General features: G+C 71.2%; 18 protein-coding genes, 1 tRNA gene and 1 pseudogene. 15 read left to right on the top strand and 5 right to left on the bottom strand.

Annotated elements, in window-relative coordinates; all coding sequences use genetic code 11:
- Positions 1 to 12 precede the first annotated feature (12 nt).
- Positions 13 to 915: an alpha/beta fold hydrolase gene (locus ACIWQI_RS13095; protein ID WP_396658032.1), complete on the top strand. Its 903-nt coding sequence runs from the start codon at positions 13 to 15 to the stop codon at positions 913 to 915.
- On the opposite strand, the gene ACIWQI_RS13100 is transcribed toward ACIWQI_RS13095, so the two are convergent.
- The gene (locus tag ACIWQI_RS13100; RefSeq protein WP_396658034.1) at positions 872 to 1429 is read right to left on the bottom strand and encodes a CGNR zinc finger domain-containing protein; all 558 of its coding nucleotides are present in this window, start codon (positions 1427 to 1429) and stop codon (positions 872 to 874) included. The genes ACIWQI_RS13095 and ACIWQI_RS13100 overlap by 44 nt on opposite strands.
- Positions 1430 to 1503: 74 nt before the next feature.
- On the opposite strand from ACIWQI_RS13100, the gene ACIWQI_RS13105 reads away from it, so the two are divergent.
- Positions 1504 to 2526 (top strand): DMT family transporter, encoded by a 1023-nt coding sequence (locus tag ACIWQI_RS13105; protein WP_396658035.1) that lies wholly within the window; start codon positions 1504 to 1506, stop codon positions 2524 to 2526.
- Here ACIWQI_RS13105 and ACIWQI_RS13110 read toward each other — a convergent pair.
- Positions 2498 to 2971, bottom strand: coding sequence for an Lrp/AsnC family transcriptional regulator (locus ACIWQI_RS13110; protein ID WP_396658037.1), 474 nt, complete (start codon positions 2969 to 2971; stop codon positions 2498 to 2500). The two genes, ACIWQI_RS13105 and ACIWQI_RS13110, sit on opposite strands and share 29 nt — an antisense overlap.
- Before the next feature lie 166 nt (positions 2972 to 3137).
- Here ACIWQI_RS13110 and pdhA point away from each other — a divergent pair, with 166 nt between their 5' ends.
- Genes pdhA through ACIWQI_RS13125 form a run of 3 tightly spaced genes read left to right on the top strand, consistent with a single transcriptional unit; the run spans position 3138 to position 6666 of the window.
- A complete protein-coding gene (gene pdhA / locus ACIWQI_RS13115) occupies positions 3138 to 4280 on the top strand; it encodes a pyruvate dehydrogenase (acetyl-transferring) E1 component subunit alpha (protein ID WP_396658038.1) in 1143 nt (380 codons plus the stop codon).
- On the top strand, positions 4277 to 5287 hold the full coding sequence (locus tag ACIWQI_RS13120) for an alpha-ketoacid dehydrogenase subunit beta (protein ID WP_396658039.1): 1011 nt from the start codon (positions 4277 to 4279) through the stop codon (positions 5285 to 5287). The genes pdhA and ACIWQI_RS13120 overlap by 4 nt, the downstream gene beginning before the upstream one ends.
- Positions 5284 to 6666 carry a dihydrolipoamide acetyltransferase family protein gene (locus ACIWQI_RS13125; RefSeq protein ID WP_396658041.1) on the top strand — a complete coding sequence of 461 codons (1383 nt, stop codon included), beginning with the start codon at positions 5284 to 5286 and terminating at the stop codon, positions 6664 to 6666. Before ACIWQI_RS13120 ends, ACIWQI_RS13125 begins: the two co-directional genes overlap by 4 nt.
- 15 nt (positions 6667 to 6681) lie before the next feature.
- On the opposite strand, the gene ACIWQI_RS13130 is transcribed toward ACIWQI_RS13125, so the two are convergent.
- Positions 6682 to 7278 (bottom strand): TetR/AcrR family transcriptional regulator, encoded by a 597-nt coding sequence (locus ACIWQI_RS13130; protein WP_396658043.1) that lies wholly within the window; start codon positions 7276 to 7278, stop codon positions 6682 to 6684.
- Between the two features lie 114 nt (positions 7279 to 7392).
- Between ACIWQI_RS13130 and ACIWQI_RS13135 the strand changes: the two genes are divergently transcribed.
- From ACIWQI_RS13135 to ACIWQI_RS13145, 3 genes are read left to right on the top strand one after another with little or no spacing between them, the layout of a single operon-like run.
- On the top strand, positions 7393 to 8571 hold the full coding sequence (locus tag ACIWQI_RS13135) for an acyl-CoA dehydrogenase family protein (protein WP_396658044.1): 1179 nt from the start codon (positions 7393 to 7395) through the stop codon (positions 8569 to 8571).
- Between the two features lies 1 nt (position 8572).
- Positions 8573 to 9058 carry a MaoC family dehydratase gene (locus tag ACIWQI_RS13140; RefSeq protein ID WP_396658073.1) on the top strand — a complete coding sequence of 162 codons (486 nt, stop codon included), beginning with the start codon at positions 8573 to 8575 and terminating at the stop codon, positions 9056 to 9058.
- Complete coding sequence (locus tag ACIWQI_RS13145) at positions 9055 to 9870, top strand: HpcH/HpaI aldolase/citrate lyase family protein (protein ID WP_396658046.1); 816 nt, start codon at positions 9055 to 9057, stop codon at positions 9868 to 9870. Before ACIWQI_RS13140 ends, ACIWQI_RS13145 begins: the two co-directional genes overlap by 4 nt.
- Here ACIWQI_RS13145 and ACIWQI_RS13150 read toward each other — a convergent pair.
- Entirely contained in the window at positions 9867 to 10712 is an 846-nt protein-coding gene (locus ACIWQI_RS13150; RefSeq protein WP_396658075.1) for a Sir2 family NAD-dependent protein deacetylase, read from the bottom strand. The two genes, ACIWQI_RS13145 and ACIWQI_RS13150, sit on opposite strands and share 4 nt — an antisense overlap.
- 33 nt (positions 10713 to 10745) lie before the next feature.
- Here ACIWQI_RS13150 and ACIWQI_RS13155 point away from each other — a divergent pair, with 33 nt between their 5' ends.
- Positions 10746 to 11555, top strand: coding sequence for a TrmH family RNA methyltransferase (locus tag ACIWQI_RS13155; RefSeq protein WP_396658048.1), 810 nt, complete (start codon positions 10746 to 10748; stop codon positions 11553 to 11555).
- Here ACIWQI_RS13155 and ACIWQI_RS13160 read toward each other — a convergent pair.
- Positions 11536 to 12366 carry an SGNH/GDSL hydrolase family protein gene (locus ACIWQI_RS13160; protein WP_396658049.1) on the bottom strand — a complete coding sequence of 277 codons (831 nt, stop codon included), beginning with the start codon at positions 12364 to 12366 and terminating at the stop codon, positions 11536 to 11538. The genes ACIWQI_RS13155 and ACIWQI_RS13160 overlap by 20 nt on opposite strands.
- A gap of 94 nt (positions 12367 to 12460) precedes the next feature.
- Here ACIWQI_RS13160 and ACIWQI_RS13165 point away from each other — a divergent pair, with 94 nt between their 5' ends.
- The 6 genes and pseudogenes from ACIWQI_RS13165 to ACIWQI_RS13190 form a co-directional block, all read left to right on the top strand.
- Entirely contained in the window at positions 12461 to 14320 is a 1860-nt protein-coding gene (locus ACIWQI_RS13165) for a DEAD/DEAH box helicase (protein WP_396658051.1), read from the top strand.
- A gap of 121 nt (positions 14321 to 14441) precedes the next feature.
- Positions 14442 to 15527 carry a VIT1/CCC1 family protein gene (locus ACIWQI_RS13170; RefSeq protein WP_396658052.1) on the top strand — a complete coding sequence of 362 codons (1086 nt, stop codon included), beginning with the start codon at positions 14442 to 14444 and terminating at the stop codon, positions 15525 to 15527.
- Between the two features lie 68 nt (positions 15528 to 15595).
- Positions 15596 to 15680 (top strand) — tRNA-Leu (locus ACIWQI_RS13175).
- A 366-nt stretch (positions 15681 to 16046) separates the two neighbouring features.
- Positions 16047 to 16586, top strand: coding sequence for a hypothetical protein (locus ACIWQI_RS13180; protein ID WP_396658054.1), 540 nt, complete (start codon positions 16047 to 16049; stop codon positions 16584 to 16586).
- A gap of 33 nt (positions 16587 to 16619) precedes the next feature.
- Positions 16620 to 17720, top strand: coding sequence for a fatty acid desaturase family protein (locus ACIWQI_RS13185; protein WP_396658077.1), 1101 nt, complete (start codon positions 16620 to 16622; stop codon positions 17718 to 17720).
- A pseudogene (locus ACIWQI_RS13190) lies at positions 17717 to 17964 on the top strand (transcriptional regulator); the annotation flags it as partial. The gene ACIWQI_RS13185 and the pseudogene ACIWQI_RS13190, both read left to right, overlap by 4 nt.

Below are 17964 nucleotides of genomic sequence, written 5' to 3' on the forward strand. Positions count from 1 at the left end.
TAGACTCGAAGGGTGGCCGCCCCTCATCCGTACGCCGAGCTGCTCGCCGGCATCCCCGTGGCGCGTCGCGAGGTCGACGCGCTCGGCGGGACCACCGCGTACTGGGTGTACGGCCCCGAGGACGCGGACACCACCGTGCTCGCCGTGCACGGCTTCCGCGGCGAGCACCACGGGCTGGAGCCCGTGGTGGCGCACCTGCCCGGCATCCGCGTCGTGATGCCCGATCTGCCCGGCTTCGGCGAGACGGCGCCCGTCCCCGGGCGCACGCACGACCTCGGACTGTACGCCGAGTGGCTGCGCGCGTTCTCCGCCGCCGCCGCCCCGGGAGCGGTGGTGCTGGGGCACTCGTTCGGCTCGATCGTCGCCGCGGCTGCCGTCGCGGGCGGGCTGGCGACGCCGGCGCTCATCCTGGTCAACCCCATCGGCGCCCCTGCGCTGGAGGGCCCGCGAGGCATCATGACACGGCTCGCCATGCTCTACTACGCCGCGGGCGCACGGCTGCCGGAGCGGGCGGGCACGGCGCTGCTGCGCAGCCGGCTGATCGTCCGGGTCATGAGCGAGACGATGGCGAAGACCCGCGACAAGGAGCTGCGCACCTTCATCAACGACCAGCACGACACGTACTTCTCGCGCTTCTCGGACCGCGAGGTGCTGCAGGACGCGTTCACGGCCTCGGTCTCGCACGACGTGCGGGAGTTCGCGCCGCGCATCGCGCAGCCGACGCTGCTGGTGGCCGCCCAGCAGGACGACATCACCCCGATCGAGAAGGAGCGCCAGCTGGCCAGGCTGTTCCCGCGCGCCGAGCTCGTCGAGATCCCCGGGGTGGGGCACCTCATCCACTACGAGACTCCCGCCGCCGCGGCGGCGGCGATCACGCGCTTTCTCGCTCCGCCTTCCGACGACGGTATGCGTTGACGTTCATGCGGTTGCCGCAGTTGCCTTCGTCGCAGTAGCGCTTGGAGCGGTTCCGCGAGAAGTCGATGTACACGTTCGCGCAGTCGTCGGCGGCACAGATCCGCACGCGGTCGTACTCATCGGCGCGGATCACATCGACGAAGGCCAGCGCCACCTCGACCATGATGCGGGTCGCCAGCGGCTCATCGTCCGCCGTGCCGTGGATGTGCCAGTCGTATCCGTCGTGGATGACGAGCTGGGGGAGCGCCCCGCCGTCCCGCAGCATCCCGTTGACCAGCGGCACGGCCGCATCCCGGTCGACCTCCCACAGGCGATGCAGTCGCGGGCGGACGTCGCGCACCTCGGCGAGTTCGCGCGCGTCGCGCCGGATCGCGCCGGTGTAGGGGTTGACGGCGAGGTAGTCCTCGAAGTCGTCGGGCGTCTCCAGGCGGTCGCGGCCCCCCTGCGCGGGCAGCGTGTTCACGAGGTACGCGGCCGCCCGCAGCGACTGGGCGGTGTCATGAATGAAGACCATGTTGACTCCTGACATTTCCCTCGCGTACTGTCACCAGTGTAAACATGCTTCACCCCTGACATCCCGGATCCGCCATGTCCGCTCCCACCGCGCCCATCCCGGTCGCCGCATCGACAATCCCTGCCGGGGAGGTGAACCGCGGCCGCACCGCCGGGCTGCTGCTCGGCATCCTGTCGGCGCTGGCGTTCTCCTCCAGCGGCCCCGTCGTCAAACCCCTTCTGGAGGCGGGCTGGTCACTGGGCGCAGCGCTGGTCGTGCGCATGGGCATCGCGGCCCTGCTGCTGGCGCCCGCGCTCGTGCTCGCCCTGCGGCGGGAACGCGGATTCCTGCGGCGGCACGGCCGCATCATCGTGCTGTTCGGCCTCACCGCGGTGGCCGGCTGCCAGTTGCTGTTCTTCTCGGCGATGCAGCGGATGCCGGTGGCGGTGGCGCTGCTGATCCAGTACCTCGCGCCGGTCCTGCTGGTCATCTACGCGTGGGTGCGCACGCGGCGGGCGCCGACCCGACTGGTCGTGGCCGGCTCGGTGGTGGCCATGGCGGGCCTGGTGCTGGTCGTCGACATCACCGGCGCCCGATTCGACCTGCTCGGCACGGTGCTCGCCCTGGGCGCAGCGGTGTGCGCGGGAGCGTACTTCCTCGTCTCCGAGCGCGCCGGCGACGGCCTGCCGCCGCTCGCGCTCGCCTCCGGCGGGCTCCTGGTGGGGACCGCCCTGATCGGAGCGCTGATCCTCGTCGGCATCCTGCCCTTCGCCGCGCCCGCCGTGCCGGTGCGGCTCGGCGGACTCGAGGTGCCGGCCCTCGTCGCCATGCTGTGGGTGGGGTGTGCGGCCACCACGCTCGGGTACGCCTTCGGAGTGATGGCCGTGCCCCGCATCGGCTCGCGCGTGGCATCCTTCGTGGGGCTGTCCGAGGTGCTGTTCGCGCTCGGGTTCGCCTGGCTCCTGCTGTCCGAGACGCCGTCGCCGGTCCAGTTCGCGGGCGGGGCGCTGATCCTGGTGGGCGTCGTGCTGGTGCGGATGGATGCCTCCGGCTCGCCGGCGCCGTCGGCGGCCGTGGCTGCGGCGAAGACTACGCGGTCGTCGCGGCCAGGTCCATGAGCGGGCGCAGCCGGTAGGGGATCACCTCGCGCATCACCAGGTGCGTCTCGGTGCGCTCCACGCCGTCGATCGCCAGAAGGCGCGCATCCGTGTCGAACAGGTGCCGGGCGTCACGACAGGCGACGCGCACGAGCAGGTCGACCTGCCCGCTCAGGCCGTGGGCCTGCACCACCTCGGGGATATCGGCCAGTTCCTCGGTGATGCGCGGGATGTCGACCTGCCGCAGCTGCACGTTGATGAACGCCTCCAGGGGGAAGCCCAACGCGGTGGATGCGATCGCCCGCTCGAAGGACAGGAACACACCGGCGCGCTCCAGGCGCGCCATCCGGGCCTGCACGGTGTTGCGCGACAGCCCGAGCCGATCGGCGAGCGCGACGACGGTGGCGCGATGATCGTCGGCGAGCGTGGCGAGCAGTTCGAGGTCGACATGATCAAGGGACGACATAGTGCGAAAGATTAGCACGCCTCAGGAGGTGTTGAGTTGGCAACATGCTCAAAGCGTGTCGTGATGCTTGAGCTAGGTGCGCGATCGACGTAGTCTCGGGGTATCCGGCGACGACGCCGGTCGATCCGCTGAAGCGCCACGAGCGCGAAAGCGACAGGAGGACACGATGACGCGCACCCTGACCCCCGCAGCCGAATTCGCGACCGACACCGAAGATGTCGCCCGGCTACTGACACCCGAGGGAGAGCGGCTCACCGACCCGTCCCTCGAGCCGTTCGCCGCAGACGTCACCGCCGACGAGCTGAGGTCGCTCTACCGCGACATGGTGCTGGTGCGACGCATCGACACCGAAGGCGTCGCGCTGCAGCGCCAGGGCCAGCTCGGACTGTGGGCACCCTGCCAGGGGCAGGAGGCGACGCAGGTCGGCACCGCACGCGCGCTGCGCACCGACGACTTCGCCTTCCCCAGCTACCGCGAGATCGGCGTGAACTTCGTGCGCGGCGCCGCCCCCGAGGACTTCGTGCTGTCGTGGCGGGGCGAGGCGCACTCCACTTTCGACCCCCACGAGATCAACTCGGCCGTGCCCCAGATCATCATCGGCGCGCAGACACTGCACGCGGTCGGCTACGCGATGGGCATCCAGCGCGACGGCGGCGACCAGGTCGCCGCGACCTACTTCGGCGACGGCGCCACGAGCCAGGGTGATGTCAACGAGGCGATGGTGTTCGCCTCGTCGTTCGGCGCCCCGGTGGTGTTCGTGTGCTCGAACAACCAGTACGCGATCTCCGAGCCGGTCACGGTGCAGGCGAAGTTCCCGATCGCCGGCCGCGCGCCGGGCTTCGGCATCCCCAGCATGCGCGTGGACGGCAACGACGTCCTGGCCTGCCTCGCCGCGATGCGCTGGGCCCTCGACAACGCGCGTAGCGGAAAGGGTCCCGCCTTCATCGAGGCGGTCACCTACCGCATGGGCCCGCACACGACCTCCGACGACCCGACGCGGTACCGCGACAAGGAGGAGGTCGAGCGCTGGCGCCGTCGCGACCCCATCGCGCGCGTGGAGGCGCATCTGCGCGCCAGGGACGAGTTCGACGACGAGTTCGCCGCACAGGTGCAGGCGGACGCCGACGAGCTGGGCGCCGCGGTGCGCGCGGCATGCCTGGGCGCTGTCACGCGCGACCCGATCACGATCCTCGACCACGTCTACGCCGAGCCGCACTCGGGGCTGGACGAGCAGCGCACGACCTTCGGCGCGTACCTCGCCGGATTCGCCGCCGACGACCGCGACGCGAGCGCGGAGGTGGCGTCATGACGCAGCTGACGATGGCCAAGGCCCTCAACGAGGGTCTGCGCCGTGCCATGGCCGATGATCCGAAGGTGCTCATCATGGGCGAGGACATCGGCAAGCTGGGCGGCGTGTTCCGCATCACGGACGGGCTTCTCGACGAGTTCGGCGCTCCGCGGGTCATCGACACCCCGCTCGCCGAAGCCGGGATCATGGGCACCGCCGTCGGCCTCGCGTATCGCGGCTACCGGCCGGTCGTGGAGATCCAGTTCGACGGGTTCGTCTACCCCGCATTCGACCAGATCGTCTGCCAGGTCGCCAAGCTGCACTATCGCACCAGCGGCAAGGTCACGATGCCGATCACGATCCGCATCCCGTGGGCAGGCGGCGTCGGGGCGGCGGAGCACCACTCCGAGTCTCCGGAGGCGTACTTCGTGCACACTTCGGGCCTGCGCGTGGTCGCCGTCTCGAACCCGCAGGACGCGTACACGGTGCTGCGGCAGGCGATCGCATCCGACGACCCGGTGGTGTTCTTCGAGCCCAAGCGGCTCTACCACACCAAGGGCGAGGTCGACCTGGATGTGCCCTTGGCCGATGCGCCGCCCATGGGGCTGGCCCGTGTGGCCCGGCCCGGTCAGGACGTCACACTGCTGACGTACGGCGCGCAGGTGGCGACGGCGATGGATGCCGCGACCGCCGCCGAGGACGAGGGCATCGACATCGAGGTCATCGATCTGCGCTCCCTGTCGCCGGTGGACTACCGCACCGTCGCCGCCTCCGTGCGCAAGACCGGGCGGGTCGTGGTGACCCACGAGGCCGCCCGCGAGGCGGGCGTGGGGGCCGAGCTCGTCGCCTCCGTCACCGAGAAGTGCTTCTACCACCTCGAGGCGCCGCCCGTGCGGGTCACCGGCTACGACATCCCCTATCCGCCGGCCAAGCTCGAGAAGCATCACCTGCCGGATCTGGACCGCATCCTCGATGCCGTCGACCGGGTGCTCGATCGCCCGAACTCGCTGACGGGGGTGGACCTGTGACCGTCGAGTTCCGCCTGCCCGATCTGGGGGAGGGCCTTCCCGAGGCCGAGCTGGTGCAGTGGCTGGTGAAGGAGGGCGACACCGTCGAGCTGAACCAGACCATCGCCGAGGTCGAGACCGCCAAGGCCGTCGTCGAGCTGCCGTCGCCGCACGCCGGAGTGGTGTCGGCACTGCACGCGCAGCCCGGCGACGTCGTGGAGGTGGGCTCGGTGCTCATCGCGTTCGACGTCGACGGCGAGGAGGCCGCCCCCGCCGCGCCGGCGGCGGCCGCCGCCGAGCCCGAGGAGGAGAAGGCCGCCCCGAACCTCGTCGGCTACGGCGCCGCGCCGCGATCCAGCGCGCGGCCGCAGCGCCGGGCCCGGGTGGCCGGCGCGTCCGATTCGTCCCGCGGGTCCGACACCGCCGTTCTCGAAGCGGCGCCCCACGACGTGCTGCCGGCCGCGGAGGTGGTCGAGACGCCCCTGGAGCGGCCGAAGTCGACGCCGCCTGTCCGCAGGCTCGCCAAGGACCTCGGCATCGACCTCGTCCTGGTCGAGCCGACCGGCGAGAACGGCCTGATCACGCGGGCGGATGTCGAGGCCTACGCACAGCGCTCCGGCGCCGTCGCCGCGCCGGAGGCGACCGAGCGCGACGACATCGTGCCGGACTCCGCCGCCTCGCTCGCTCCCGCTGCCGACGAGCGGGAGACCCGCATCCCCATTCGCGGCGTGCGGCGGCATACGGCCGAGGCCATGGTGCGCAGTGCGTTCACCGCGCCGCACGTGACGACGTTCCTGACGGTGGATGTCACGGCCACGACCGAGCTCATCGCCTCGCTGAAGGCCGATCGGGCGCTGCAGGGGCATCGCATCGGCATCCTGGCCGTCGTCGCCAAGGCCGTGTGCCTGGCGCTGAGGAAGACGCCCGAGCTGAACTCCAGCTGGGACGAGCCGGCCGGCGAGATCGTGCAGCACGGATACGTGAACCTCGGCATCGCCGCGGCGACCGGACGAGGTCTCATCGTGCCGAACATCCGCGACGCCGACCGGCTGACCCTGGTGGAGCTCGCCGACGCGATCGGCGAGCTCGCCGAGACCGCCCGCTCTGGTCGCACGGCGCCGGCCGACATGATGGGCGGCACGTTCTCGATCACCAACGTCGGGGTGTTCGGGGTCGACACCGGAACGCCGATCATCAACCCCGGCGAAGCCGGGATCCTCGCCGTGGGAGCGGTGCGTCGTCAGCCGTGGGAGCACCGCGGCGAGATCGCGCTGCGGGATGTCATGACCTTGAGCGTGTCGTTCGATCACCGGCTCGTCGACGGCGAGCAGGGGTCGCGGTTCCTCAAGGACGTGGGCGACGTGCTCCGCGAGCCCGGGCGGGCGATGCTGCTGGGCTGAGCCGACGGGCGCCGATCAGGCGCGCAGGCTCGCCAGCGCCATCGCGGTGAGCGTGGCGCGCACATCGTCGGCGGCCGGCGCCGGGTGCAGCGCGCGCACGCTGTGCGGGGTCGAGTTGATCAGGCCGAAGGCGGCGTGCGCACGCACGCGCAGCACCTCCTCGGGCAGATCGGGATGAAGGCGCTCGAGCACCTGCACCCACAGTTCGACGTACTCGCGCTGCAGCCGGCGGACCGTGTGCCGGTCCTCCTCGGAGAGGCTCTGCAGATCGCGGTCCTGAACGCGGATCACATCGGCGCCGCCGAGGGCGAAGTCGACGTGGAAGTCGACGAGGCGCTCCAGCACGTCGTCGGCGCTCCCGTCCTCCTCGACGACGGCAAGTCCGCCGTCGCGCAGGTTCCTGCTGACGTCGGTGAGCACCGCGCCCAGCACGGCCTGCTTGTTGGCGAAGTGCCGGTAGATCGCCGGGCCGCTGACCCCGACGGCGGTGCCGAGGTCCTCGAGGCTCACGCCGTTGAAGCCGTGTTCCGCGAACAGGCGCGCGGCCTCGCGCAGGAGAGCGGCCTGCCGGCTCGCCTTCGCCCGCTCACGCTCGGTCGTACCCGTTGCCAATTCAGTTAATCCTCGCTAACCTGGTTGCATTCGGTTAGGGAACACTAACCGAACGATCCCGCACCGGACAACGGACGTGATCGGATCGTGACCCACAGCCGCATCGGAGACCCCATGGGCAGCGCAGCCCCCAGCACCGGCCTCACCTACGATCTCACCGACGACGAACGCGAGCTCGCCGCGCTCGTGCGCGACTTCGCCGAGCAGGTGGTGGCCCCGCAGTCGTACGAAGCCGACCGCACCCACACACTCCCGCTCGACGTGGTCGCGCAGATGGGGGAGCTGGGACTGTTCGGCCTGCCGTTCCCCGAGGAGGTGGGCGGTCAGGGCGGCGACTACTTCGCCCTGTGCCTCGCGATCGAGGCGCTGGGGCGGGTCGACCAGTCCATCGCCATCACGCTCGAAGCGGGCGTGAGCCTGGGCGCGATGCCGGTGTTCCGCTTCGGCACCGAGAAGCAGAAGGCCGAGCTGCTGCCCGACCTGCTCGCGGGCAGGGCGCTGGCCGGCTTCGGACTCACCGAGCCCGAGGCGGGATCGGATGCCGGGGCCACCCGCACCACGGCCCGCCTCGACGCCGGCGAATGGGTCGTCAACGGCGCCAAGCAGTTCATCACCAACTCCGGAACCGCGATCACGCGGTTCGTCACCGTGACGGCCGTCACCGGCGAGACCGAGGGCCGCAAGGAGATCTCGACGATCATCGTGCCCAACGGCACGCCGGGATTCACCGTCGAGCCCGCCTACGACAAGGTCGGGTGGAACGCCTCGGACACGCATCCCCTCACCTTCGTCGACGCCCGCGTCCCCGAGGGCAACCTCCTGGGCGAGCGCGGGCGCGGCTTCGCGAACTTCCTGCACATCCTCGACGAGGGCAGGATCGCGATCGCCGCGCTGTCGACGGGGGCGGCCGAGGGCTGCGTCGAGGCGTCGATCGAGTATGCGAAGCAGCGCACCGTGTTCGGAACGCCGCTGGCGACCCGCCAGCACGTGCAGTTCACCATCGCCCGCATGCAGGCGCGGGTGCACAACGCACGTCTGGCGTGGCATCACGCGGCGCGACTGCGCGATGCGGGCCGGCCGTTCAAGACCGAGGCGGCGATCGCGAAGATGACGGCGTCGGATGCCGCGATGGACAACGCCCGCGACGCCACGCAGATCTTCGGCGGCAACGGCTTCATGAACGAGTTCCCCGTCGCCCGCCACTACCGCGACTCGAAGATCCTCGAGATCGGCGAGGGCACCACCGAGGTGCAGCTGCTCGTCATCTCGCGGGCACTGGGCCTGGAAGGGTAACCTGACGGCCGTGAGCGAGCGGATTCAGCGGGGCCTGTTCTACGACGAGCTCGAGGTCGGCGCCCGCTATCTGCACCGTCCCGGACGCACGGTGACCGACTCCGACAACACGCTGTTCTCGGCGCTGACGATGAACCCGCAGGCGCTGCACGTCGACGCCGCGTACGCGGCGACGCAGCCGTTCGAGCGACCGCTGATGAACTCGATGTGGACGCTCGCCACCCTGGTCGGGCTGTCGGTGGCCCAGCTCACCCAGGGCACCCTCGTCGCCCAGCTCGGGCTGTCCGACATCGCGTTCCCGCACCCTCTGTTCGCGGGCGACACCCTCTACGCCGAGACCGAGATCACGGCGAAGCGCCTGTCGAAGTCACGCCCCGGTCAGGGCCTGGTGACGATGGCGCACACCGGTCGCAATCAGGACGGGGTCGTCGTCGCCACCGCCACCCGGGTCGCACTGATGTGGCAGAACGAAGCGGCCGCCCGATGAGCGTGTTCGACCTGGGGCCCGCGCTGCTGTTCTGCCCGGCCGACCGGCCGGAGCGCTTCACGAAGGCGCTCGCGCGCGCCGATGCGGTCATCCTCGACCTCGAGGACGCGGTGGCCGCCGACGCGAAAGCGGTGGCACGGGGGGCGGTGATCGAGTCCGAACTCGACCCGGACCGCGTGATCGTGCGCGTCAACCCCGTCGGGACCGGGGACTTCGAGGCCGACATGGCGACGCTCTCGCAGACGGACTACCGCACCGTCATGGTCGCGAAGGCCGAATCCGTCAAGCGACTGCGGAAGCTCGATCCGCGCTTCCGCGTCGTCGCACTGTGCGAGACGGCCCGCGGCGTGGTCAACGCCGACCGGATCGCCGACCTCGACAACGTCGTCGCCCTGATGTGGGGCGCCGAGGACCTCGTCGCCTCGCTCGGCGGCACCTCCAGCCGCAAGGCGAACGGACGCTACCGCGACGTCGCCCGCACCGCGCGCGCGCGGGTGCTGCTGGCCGCCGGCGCACGAGGGAAGGCCGCGATCGACGCGGTCCACCTGGACATCGGCGACGTGCGCGGGCTGCGCCGCGAGGCGAAGGATGCCGCGGCCACCGGCTTCACGGCGACAGCCTGCATCCATCCGTCCCAGGTCGACGTCATCCGCGAGGCGTACCTGCCGGACGGGAAGCAGATCTCCTGGGCGCGGGCCGTGCTGGCCGCCGCCGAGACCGAGCGCGGTGTGTTCGCCTTCCAAGGGCGCATGATCGACGAGCCGGTGCTGCGGCACGCCCGCGCGGTGCTGCGCCGCGGCGGGGCGGACTAGACCAGACGCTCGGCCAGGGCGGTCAGCACCTCGCTCGTGCCGGCGTCGATCTTGACGGTGGCCCGGGAGTCCGATCGGGTGTCGCCGCGGTTGACGATGACCACCGGCATGCCCCGTCGCAGCGCCCGATCGACCAGGCGCACGCCCGAGTTCACCGCGAGCGACGAGCCGGCCACCAGGAGCGCCTCACTGCCGTGCACGAGCGACTCGGCCTCCCGGAACGTCTGCGCGGGGATGAACTCGCCGAAGAAGACGACCTCCGGCTTCAGGACGCCGCCGCAGACCGTGCACGCGGGGACGACGAAGCCGTCGCTGGACTCGGGGAGGACATCGCCGTCCGGCCCCAGGGCGACGGCGTCGGGTACCGCGACCCACGGGTTGTCGCGCTCGATCACCGCGGCGACGGCGCGGCGATCGAAGACCTGGCCGCAGTGCGTGCAGTGCACGCGGCGCATCGCGCCGTGCAGTTCCACGACGCGCCGGCTGCCCGCCTGGAGGTGCAGGCCGTCGACGTTCTGGGTCACGATCCCCGTGGCGATCCCCGCGGCCTCCATGCCCGCAAGCGCCTCGTGCCCGGCATTCGGGCGCGCGCCGGAGAACGCGCGCCAGCCCAGATGGCTGCCCACCCAGTACCGCCGCCGTGCGCACTCGTCGCCCAGGAACGCCTGCGCGGTCATCGGCGTGCGCACCGGCGCCCCTGCACCGCGATAGTCCGGGATGCCGCTGTCGGTGGACACGCCCGCTCCGGTGAGCACGGCGATCCGCCTGCCCGAGAGCACCTCCACGGCGTCCTGCACGCGCGCAGCGGCCGCAGCATCCAGCTCCGCGCCGATGGTCGTCACAGGCACCCCCTCCCGGAATTCTAGAGTGGACGGATGCAGGTGCACGCGGTGCAGCGGGCGGACGATCCGCGGCTCTCGGACTATCGCGGCCTGACCGATGTCGCGCTGCGGCGCCGGATCGAGCCGGCGGGCGGTCTGTACATCGCCGAGTCGGCGAAGGTGATCGCCCGCGCCGTGCGCGCCGGGCACCGTCCGCGATCGGTGCTGGTGCAGGAGAAGTGGCTGGGCGACGTCGCCGAGCTGGTGGGGGACTCGGATGTCCCGGTGTACGTCGTGCCGGCGGAGGTCGCCGAGGCGGTCACGGGCTTCGCGGTGCACCGGGGCGCTCTGGCCGCGATGCACCGGCCGCCGCTGCGACCGGTGGCCGAGGTCGTCGCGGGGGCGCGGCTGGTCCTCGTGCTCGAAGACATCGTCGACCACACGAATGTCGGGGCGGCCTTCCGCAGCGCCGCGGCCCTGGGCGCCGGCGCGGTCCTGGTCGCGCCGCGCTGCGCCGACCCGCTGTATCGGCGCAGCGTGCGCGTGAGCATGGGGACGGTCTTCCAGGTGCCCTGGACGCGCCTGCCGGAGTGGGAGGAGGCGCGCGGCATCCTCCACGCCGCCGGATTCACGATCGCCGCGCTCGCCCTCGCCGACGGCGCCGTGCCGCTCGACGAGTTCGCCGCGCGCCGCCCCGAGCGGGTCGCGCTGGCGCTCGGGGCCGAAGGCGACGGACTCAGCCGCCAGGCGCTGCAGGCGGCCGACACCGTGGTCACCATCCCGATGGCGGGCGGGGTCGACTCGCTCAACGTCGCCGCCGCCGGCGCCGTCGCCTTGTGGGCGCTCAGTCGCGGCGGTCGATGACCGGCGTCGGCTCGGGCCGCTTGGGCCGGATGTCGTCGCCCGACGACTGGTGACGCAGCCGCCGCAGCACCCACGGCACCAGGTGCTCGCGTGCCCAGACGAGGTCGTTGACCCTCGCCTGGCGCCAGGTGCGCGACGGCATGGGGTCAGGCTGCATCGGCTGCAGGTCGTTGGGCACGTTCAGCGCCCGCAGCACCATGCGCGCCACCTCGTGGTGTCCGAGCCGGTTGTAGTGCAGGCGGTCGTCGTCGAAGAAGCGCATGTCCTGCACCTCCTTGAGCGCCCACTGGTCGGCCACGATGCAGTCGTAGCGGTCGGCGATCGCGCGGACGTTCTCGTTGTAGATCGCGACCCGACCCCGGATGCCCCGGAACACCGGCGTGAAGTTCGTGTCGATCCCGGTGAACACCACCAGCGTGGCGCCGGTGCCGGAGAGGCGCACCACGGCGTCCTCGAACAGCTGCGCCACGGCGTCGGGGTCGGCCCCGGGCCGGATGACGTCGTTGCCTCCGGCCGAGAAGGTGACAAGATCCGGCTTCAGGGCCAGCGCCGGCTCGATCTGGTCGTCGATGATCTGCCGGATGAGCTTCCCGCGCACCGCGAGGTTCGCGTACGCGAAGTCGTCGACCTGGGCGGCGAGCACCTCGGCGACCCGATCCGCCCAGCCCCGCAGCCCGTTGGGCGCTTCGGGGTCGGGGTCGCCCACGCCCTCTGTGAACGAGTCGCCCACCGCGACGAAGCGGTGCCAGGGGTGCGGTCCCTGGTTCGCGACGTACGGCGTGCGGTTTCGGTCTGAGGTGCTGCTGGACATCGTTCCTCCGGAGTGGACGCATACGAGCGTAGCCGCGTCGGCCGGGTGCCCTAGGGTGGTGACTCGTTGCGTCGCGAACACGGGAGGGGAGCGGATGCCGTCCGACAGCGCTGCCGACCGGGCATCGGATGAGACGGCGGCGGCGCAGTTCGGCAGCTTCGCCGCCGAGCACCTGTCGCCCGCGTTCCCGCAGCGAGCGCCATGGGGCACCGCTCAGCGCCTGCGCGCCTGGCAGGCGGAGGCGCTGGACGCCTACTTCGGGGCGGACGGACCGGACGGCGTCGGGAAGGGTCCGCGCGACTTCCTCGCCGCGGCCACGCCGGGTGCGGGCAAGACGACCTTCGCGCTGCGGCTGGCCAGCGAGCTCATGCGGCGCCGCGTGGTGGAGCGGATCATCGTCGTGGCGCCCACCGAGCATCTGAAGGCCCAGTGGGCGGATGCCGCCGCCCGGGTGGGCATCCGCCTCGATCCGCGCTTCTCGAACCGGCAGGCGGCGCCCGCCCGGCACTTCCACGGGGTGGCGGTCACCTACGCCCAGGTGGCGGTCAAGGCGTCCGTGCACCGCGCACTGGCCGAGGACCGCCGGTCGCTCGTGATCCTCGACGAGGTCCATCACGGCGGCGACGCGCTGTCGTGGGGCGACGCGCTGCACGAGGCCTACCGCCGCGCGGCGCGCCGGCTGCTGCTCAGCGGCACACCGTTCCGCAGCGACACCGCCCCGATCCCGTTCGTCGAGTACCACCCGGACGAGCGCGGGATCCGCATCTCGCGCACCGACTACAGCTACGGGTACGGGCGCGCACTCGCCGACAGCGTCGTGCGTCCGGTGCTGTTCCTCGTCTACGCCGGCCGGATGCGGTGGCGCACCCGCACCGGCGACGAGCTGGAGGCGCAGCTGGGGCAGGACAACACGACGGACGTCACGGCACAGGCCTGGCGCACCGCCCTCGACCCCGAGGGGGAGTGGATCCCGGCCGTGCTGCGGTCGGCGGACCGGCGCCTGAGCGAGGTGCGGGAGCAGATCCCGGATGCCGGGGGCCTGGTCATCGCGTCCGATCAGACGGCAGCACGGGCCTACGCGACGATCCTGCGTGGCATCACCGGCGAGGATCCGGCGATCGTGCTCTCGGACGATCCCGCCGCCTCCGGCCGGATCGAGCAGTTCGCGCAGAGCACGACCCGCTGGATGGTCGCAGTGCGCATGGTGTCGGAGGGCGTGGACGTGCCGCGCCTGGCCGTGGGCGTGTACGCGACCAGCGCATCGACGCCGCTGTTCTTCGCGCAGGCGGTGGGGCGCTTCGTGCGGGCGCGCAGGCGCGGCGAGACGGCGAGCCTGTTCCTGCCGAACGTGCCGCAGCTGCTCGAGCTCGCAGGGGCCCTCGAGCGCGAGCGGGATCATGCGCTGGACCGCGAGGCGGACGGCGTCGACGAGTGGGCTCTCGACGACGACCTGCTCGACGCCGCCGAGCGCGAGGAGAAGGCGTCCGACGAGCTGGCGCACGAGTTCACATACCAGGCCCTCGGCTCGATCGCACACTTCGACCGCGTGATGTACGACGGCCGGGAGTTCGGGCAGCTCGCCGTGCCCGGCACGCCGGAGGAGGAGGAGTTCCTCGGGCTGCCGGGCCTGCTCGAGCCCGAGCACGTGCACGAGCTGCTCCTGCAGCGCCAGGCCCGCCAGGCCCGGCACCGGAGGCAGCGCGAGGCGCGTGCCGGCAGATCCGGCGAGCCGTCCGACCACGCGGCCCCGCCGGCACCCCTGCATCGCACGCTGCGGGAGCAGCGCCAGCTGCTGAACTCGCTCGTGGGCCTCTACGCGCGGCAGAGCGGCGAGCCGCACGGCGCCGTGCACGCCGAGCTGCGCCGACTGTGCGGCGGCCCTCCGGTCGCGCAGGCGACCGTGGCGCAGCTGCAGGCGCGCATCGAGCTGCTGCGCCGGCGGGTGCACTCGTAGCCGGGCCGCGCCCTGCCGTTCGGAGCCCCGAAATGCTGTCAATCCGCGCCCGGAGAGGATGCCCCGTGCCCCGGCTGGCTAGCCTCGAAGGATTGCCGTCCACCCTCCATCGGAGAACAGCGTGAGCTCGCCCGCACCCACCGCCCGCGATCGCCGTCGCTGGGCACGGTACCTCGTCGACGAGCGCGCCGAGGCCCAGGTGTACCGTGACCTCGCGGCCCGGCGGCAGGGCGAGGAGCGGGAGATCCTGCTCGCCCTCGCGGAGGCTGAAGGGCGCCATGAGGCGCACTGGCTCGCGCTGCTGGGCGGCGAGCCCGCGTCGCTGCCGCGGGCGTCATGGGACACCCGTGCGCTCGGGTGGATGGCGCGGCGGTTCGGGTCGATCTTCGTCCTCGCGCTGGCCCAGAATGCGGAGGGCCGCTCGCCGTATGCCGACGAGCCGGACGCCTCGCCGGCGATGGCCGCCGACGAGCGGGTCCACCACGAGGTCGTGCGCGGGCTCGCGGCGCGCGGCCGGCGGCGGCTGTCGGGCACCTTCCGCGCCGCGGTGTTCGGGGCGAACGACGGGCTCGTGTCCAACCTCGCGCTCGTGCTCGGGATCGGGGCGACCGGGGTCGCGCCGCAGTTCGTGCTGTTCAGCGGCATCGCCGGCCTGCTCGCGGGCGCGCTGTCGATGGGCGCGGGCGAGTTCGTCTCGGTGCGTTCGCAGCGCGAGATGCTCGACGCCACCGAGCCGAACGCGTACGCCGATGCCGTGCTGCCCGATCTCGACCTGGACGCCAACGAGCTCGCGCTGGTGTACCGCACGCGGGGAGTGCCCGAAGCGGAGGCGATCGCGCGGGCGCAGCAGGTCATCTCGGCGGCCCAGGTCGCAGGGCACCCCGCCGCGGCGACGGGTGCGCTGCCGGCTGCCGACGCGGGCGAGGTCGTCGGCGGCGCGTGGCGCGCAGCGGCATCCAGCTTCCTCTTCTTCGCCTCGGGCGCCCTCATCCCCGTGCTGCCCTGGATCTTCGGGCTCTCCGGCGGCATCGCGGTGCTCGTCGCCCTCCTCCTCGTGGGCGTCGCGCTGCTGATCACCGGCGCGATGGTGGGCGTCCTCTCCGGCGGTCCGCCCCTGCGCCGCGCACTGCGTCAGCTCGCGATCGGCTTCGGCGCAGCGGCGATCACCTACCTGCTCGGGCTCGTGTTCGGGGTCACCCTCGGCTGATTCCGATTCCTCGCGGAGGGCGCGATCATGGTAATGTCGATCCTCGGTTGCAAGACCGGAATCCACCTGCGCGGGTGGCGGAATAGGTAGACGCGCTAGCTTGAGGTGCTAGTGCCCGTATAGGGCGTGGGGGTTCAAGTCCCCCCTCGCGCACACGAATGAAATGGCCCCTGACCTGGGATTTCTATCTCTCGGGTCGGGGGCCATTCGTGTTGGAAGTGCTAGAAAAAGTGCTAAGCGCGGATCCGGAAGGATCGTAAGACGCCAACGACGGTGACATTCAGGGCTTCCTCGGGCTGAGGTGGAGATTTGTCCTTCGCGCGTTGAAGGGGCGGTTCATCGGCTCGTCCCCTGCGCGTGGTGCAGGTCACGGTGCCATGCGTAGACATGTGACGGTGTCGAGCCCCGGTGCGAGTGCGACCGCTGTGCTGGGGTCGGTTGTTTCCTGGAGTTTTCTGCGGCGCGCGCGGGTTTGGTTGAACCTGTGAGGCGTACATGTTGGGGGCGTAACGTCGGGTTATGGATACGCAGACACGAACGAGCGGTGCAGATACCGCAACGCTGGGCCTGGGATCGGTGCTGGTGGGTTCGTTGCCTGCGGCGCTGATGACTGATGAGGCCCCGGATCGTTACACGGTGGAGGCGGTGTTCACGCGCCGCCCCGAACGGGACGAGATCACGGAGATCCTGGGGAGCGAGACGCGGGAACGTCTCGCGAAGGCAGGGTACTCGACTGTCGAGGTGACGATCTCGGATCGTCGCTTGGAGATCGCGAACACGAATCTTGAGGAGTTGCGCGACGGTCTCGGCGGCGTGCTCGCTGACGGCCTGGCGGAGATCAGCGAGGGTGTCCGTGCGAAGCAGGATGCGGCGGCGGTCCGGTTCCGCGAGGCGGCTGCGGGTGAGCATGACAGAGCGGCCTCTGTCGCGGCTCTCGCGGAGTCGGTGACGTTCCGCACCTCCGAGACACGAGTGCCTGAGCCGGATCGGCGTGTCGCGGCGACCGACGATCGTGCCCGTATCGACGACTGGACTGACGAGGGTGGTCACGGGCGTTGATGGCGTCCGTGGCCGTGGGATGTGGGGCGCATCATGGGTGGGTTTCGTTCGACCACACCGCGCTCGGTGGATCGGCGGAGCGGCAGGGCTGGGAGTGAGTTCACGGCCCTGGCGAAGACGATCCGGGATCGGGGGTTGCTGCGTCGCCGGTATGGGTATTACTGGTCGAAGCTGATCGGTCTGCCGCTCGTGCTCGCCAGCGGGCTGTTGGTGTTCGTGTGGATCGGTGACACGTGGTGGCAGTTGTTCACGGCGGTGTTCTTGGCGGTGGTGTTCACGCAGATCGCCTTTCTCGGGCATGATTCGGCGCACCGGCAGATCTTCGTTTCGGGCAAGTGGAATGACTGGACAAGTCTCGTGCTCGGCGACCTGCTGGTGGGGATGAGCTATGGATGGTGGCAGCACAAGCACACCCGTCACCACGCGAATCCGAACAAGCTGGGGTCTGATCCGGACATCGAGCTGCCGGTGATCGTCGTGGCTCCGGAGCGTGCCGCGCCGAGAGGGCGGGTTCTGTCGTGGTTGCGCTCGCATCAGGGGATCTTCTTCTTCCCGATCCTGCTCCTGGAGGGCGTCTCGCTGCATGCGTCCGGGGTGCGTCGGGTGGTCACGCGCGGTTCGTTGAGCAGGCGATGGGTCGAGATCGGGTTCCTCTTGGTCCGGCTGGTCGGTTTCCCGGTGCTCGTCTTCCTCGTGCTGTCGCCGGGCATCGCGTTCGTGTTCCTCGCGGTGCAGCTCGGGCTCTTCGGGTTCTACATGGGCGTCTCGTTCGCCCCGAACCACAAGGGGATGCCGATCGTGCCGAGCGATGCGAGCTTCGACTTCCTGCGCCGCCAGGCGATGATGAGCCGAAACGTCCGCGGCGGACGTCTGCTCGACACCGCGATGGGCGGGTTGAATTATCAGATCGAGCATCACCTCTTTCCGTCCATGCCGCGCCCTCACCTGCGCAAGGCAGCGCCCATCATCGCCGCCTACTGCCGGAGCCATGATGTGCCCTATGTGCAGACCGGGCTGCTGGCGTCCTATGCGATCATCGTGCGGTACATCAACCGTGTCGGGCTCGGGGAGCGCGACGTGTTCACCTGCCCCCTGGTCGAGCAGCGCCGCTACTTCACCGCAGCCCCGCAGTGAGCACGCACGACCACACGGCAGCCGGGCGACGGCACGCCGCCGTCGTCTACAACCCTGTGAAGACCCCGCTGGAGCGGCTTCGCCCCGTGGTCGCGGAGTATGAGGCCCAGCACGGGTGGGCGCAGACGCGCTGGTACGAGACCCGCAGCGACGACGCGGGCCGGGCCGCGTCCGACGACGCGGGCCGGGCCGCAGCGGAGCACGCTCTCGCTGCTGCTCCGGCGGTGGTGATGGTCGCTGGCGG

The sequence above is a fragment of the Microbacterium sp. genome, from assembly GCF_044508325.1.
In the GTDB taxonomy this organism is placed as follows: Bacteria; Actinomycetota; Actinomycetes; order Actinomycetales; family Microbacteriaceae; genus Microbacterium.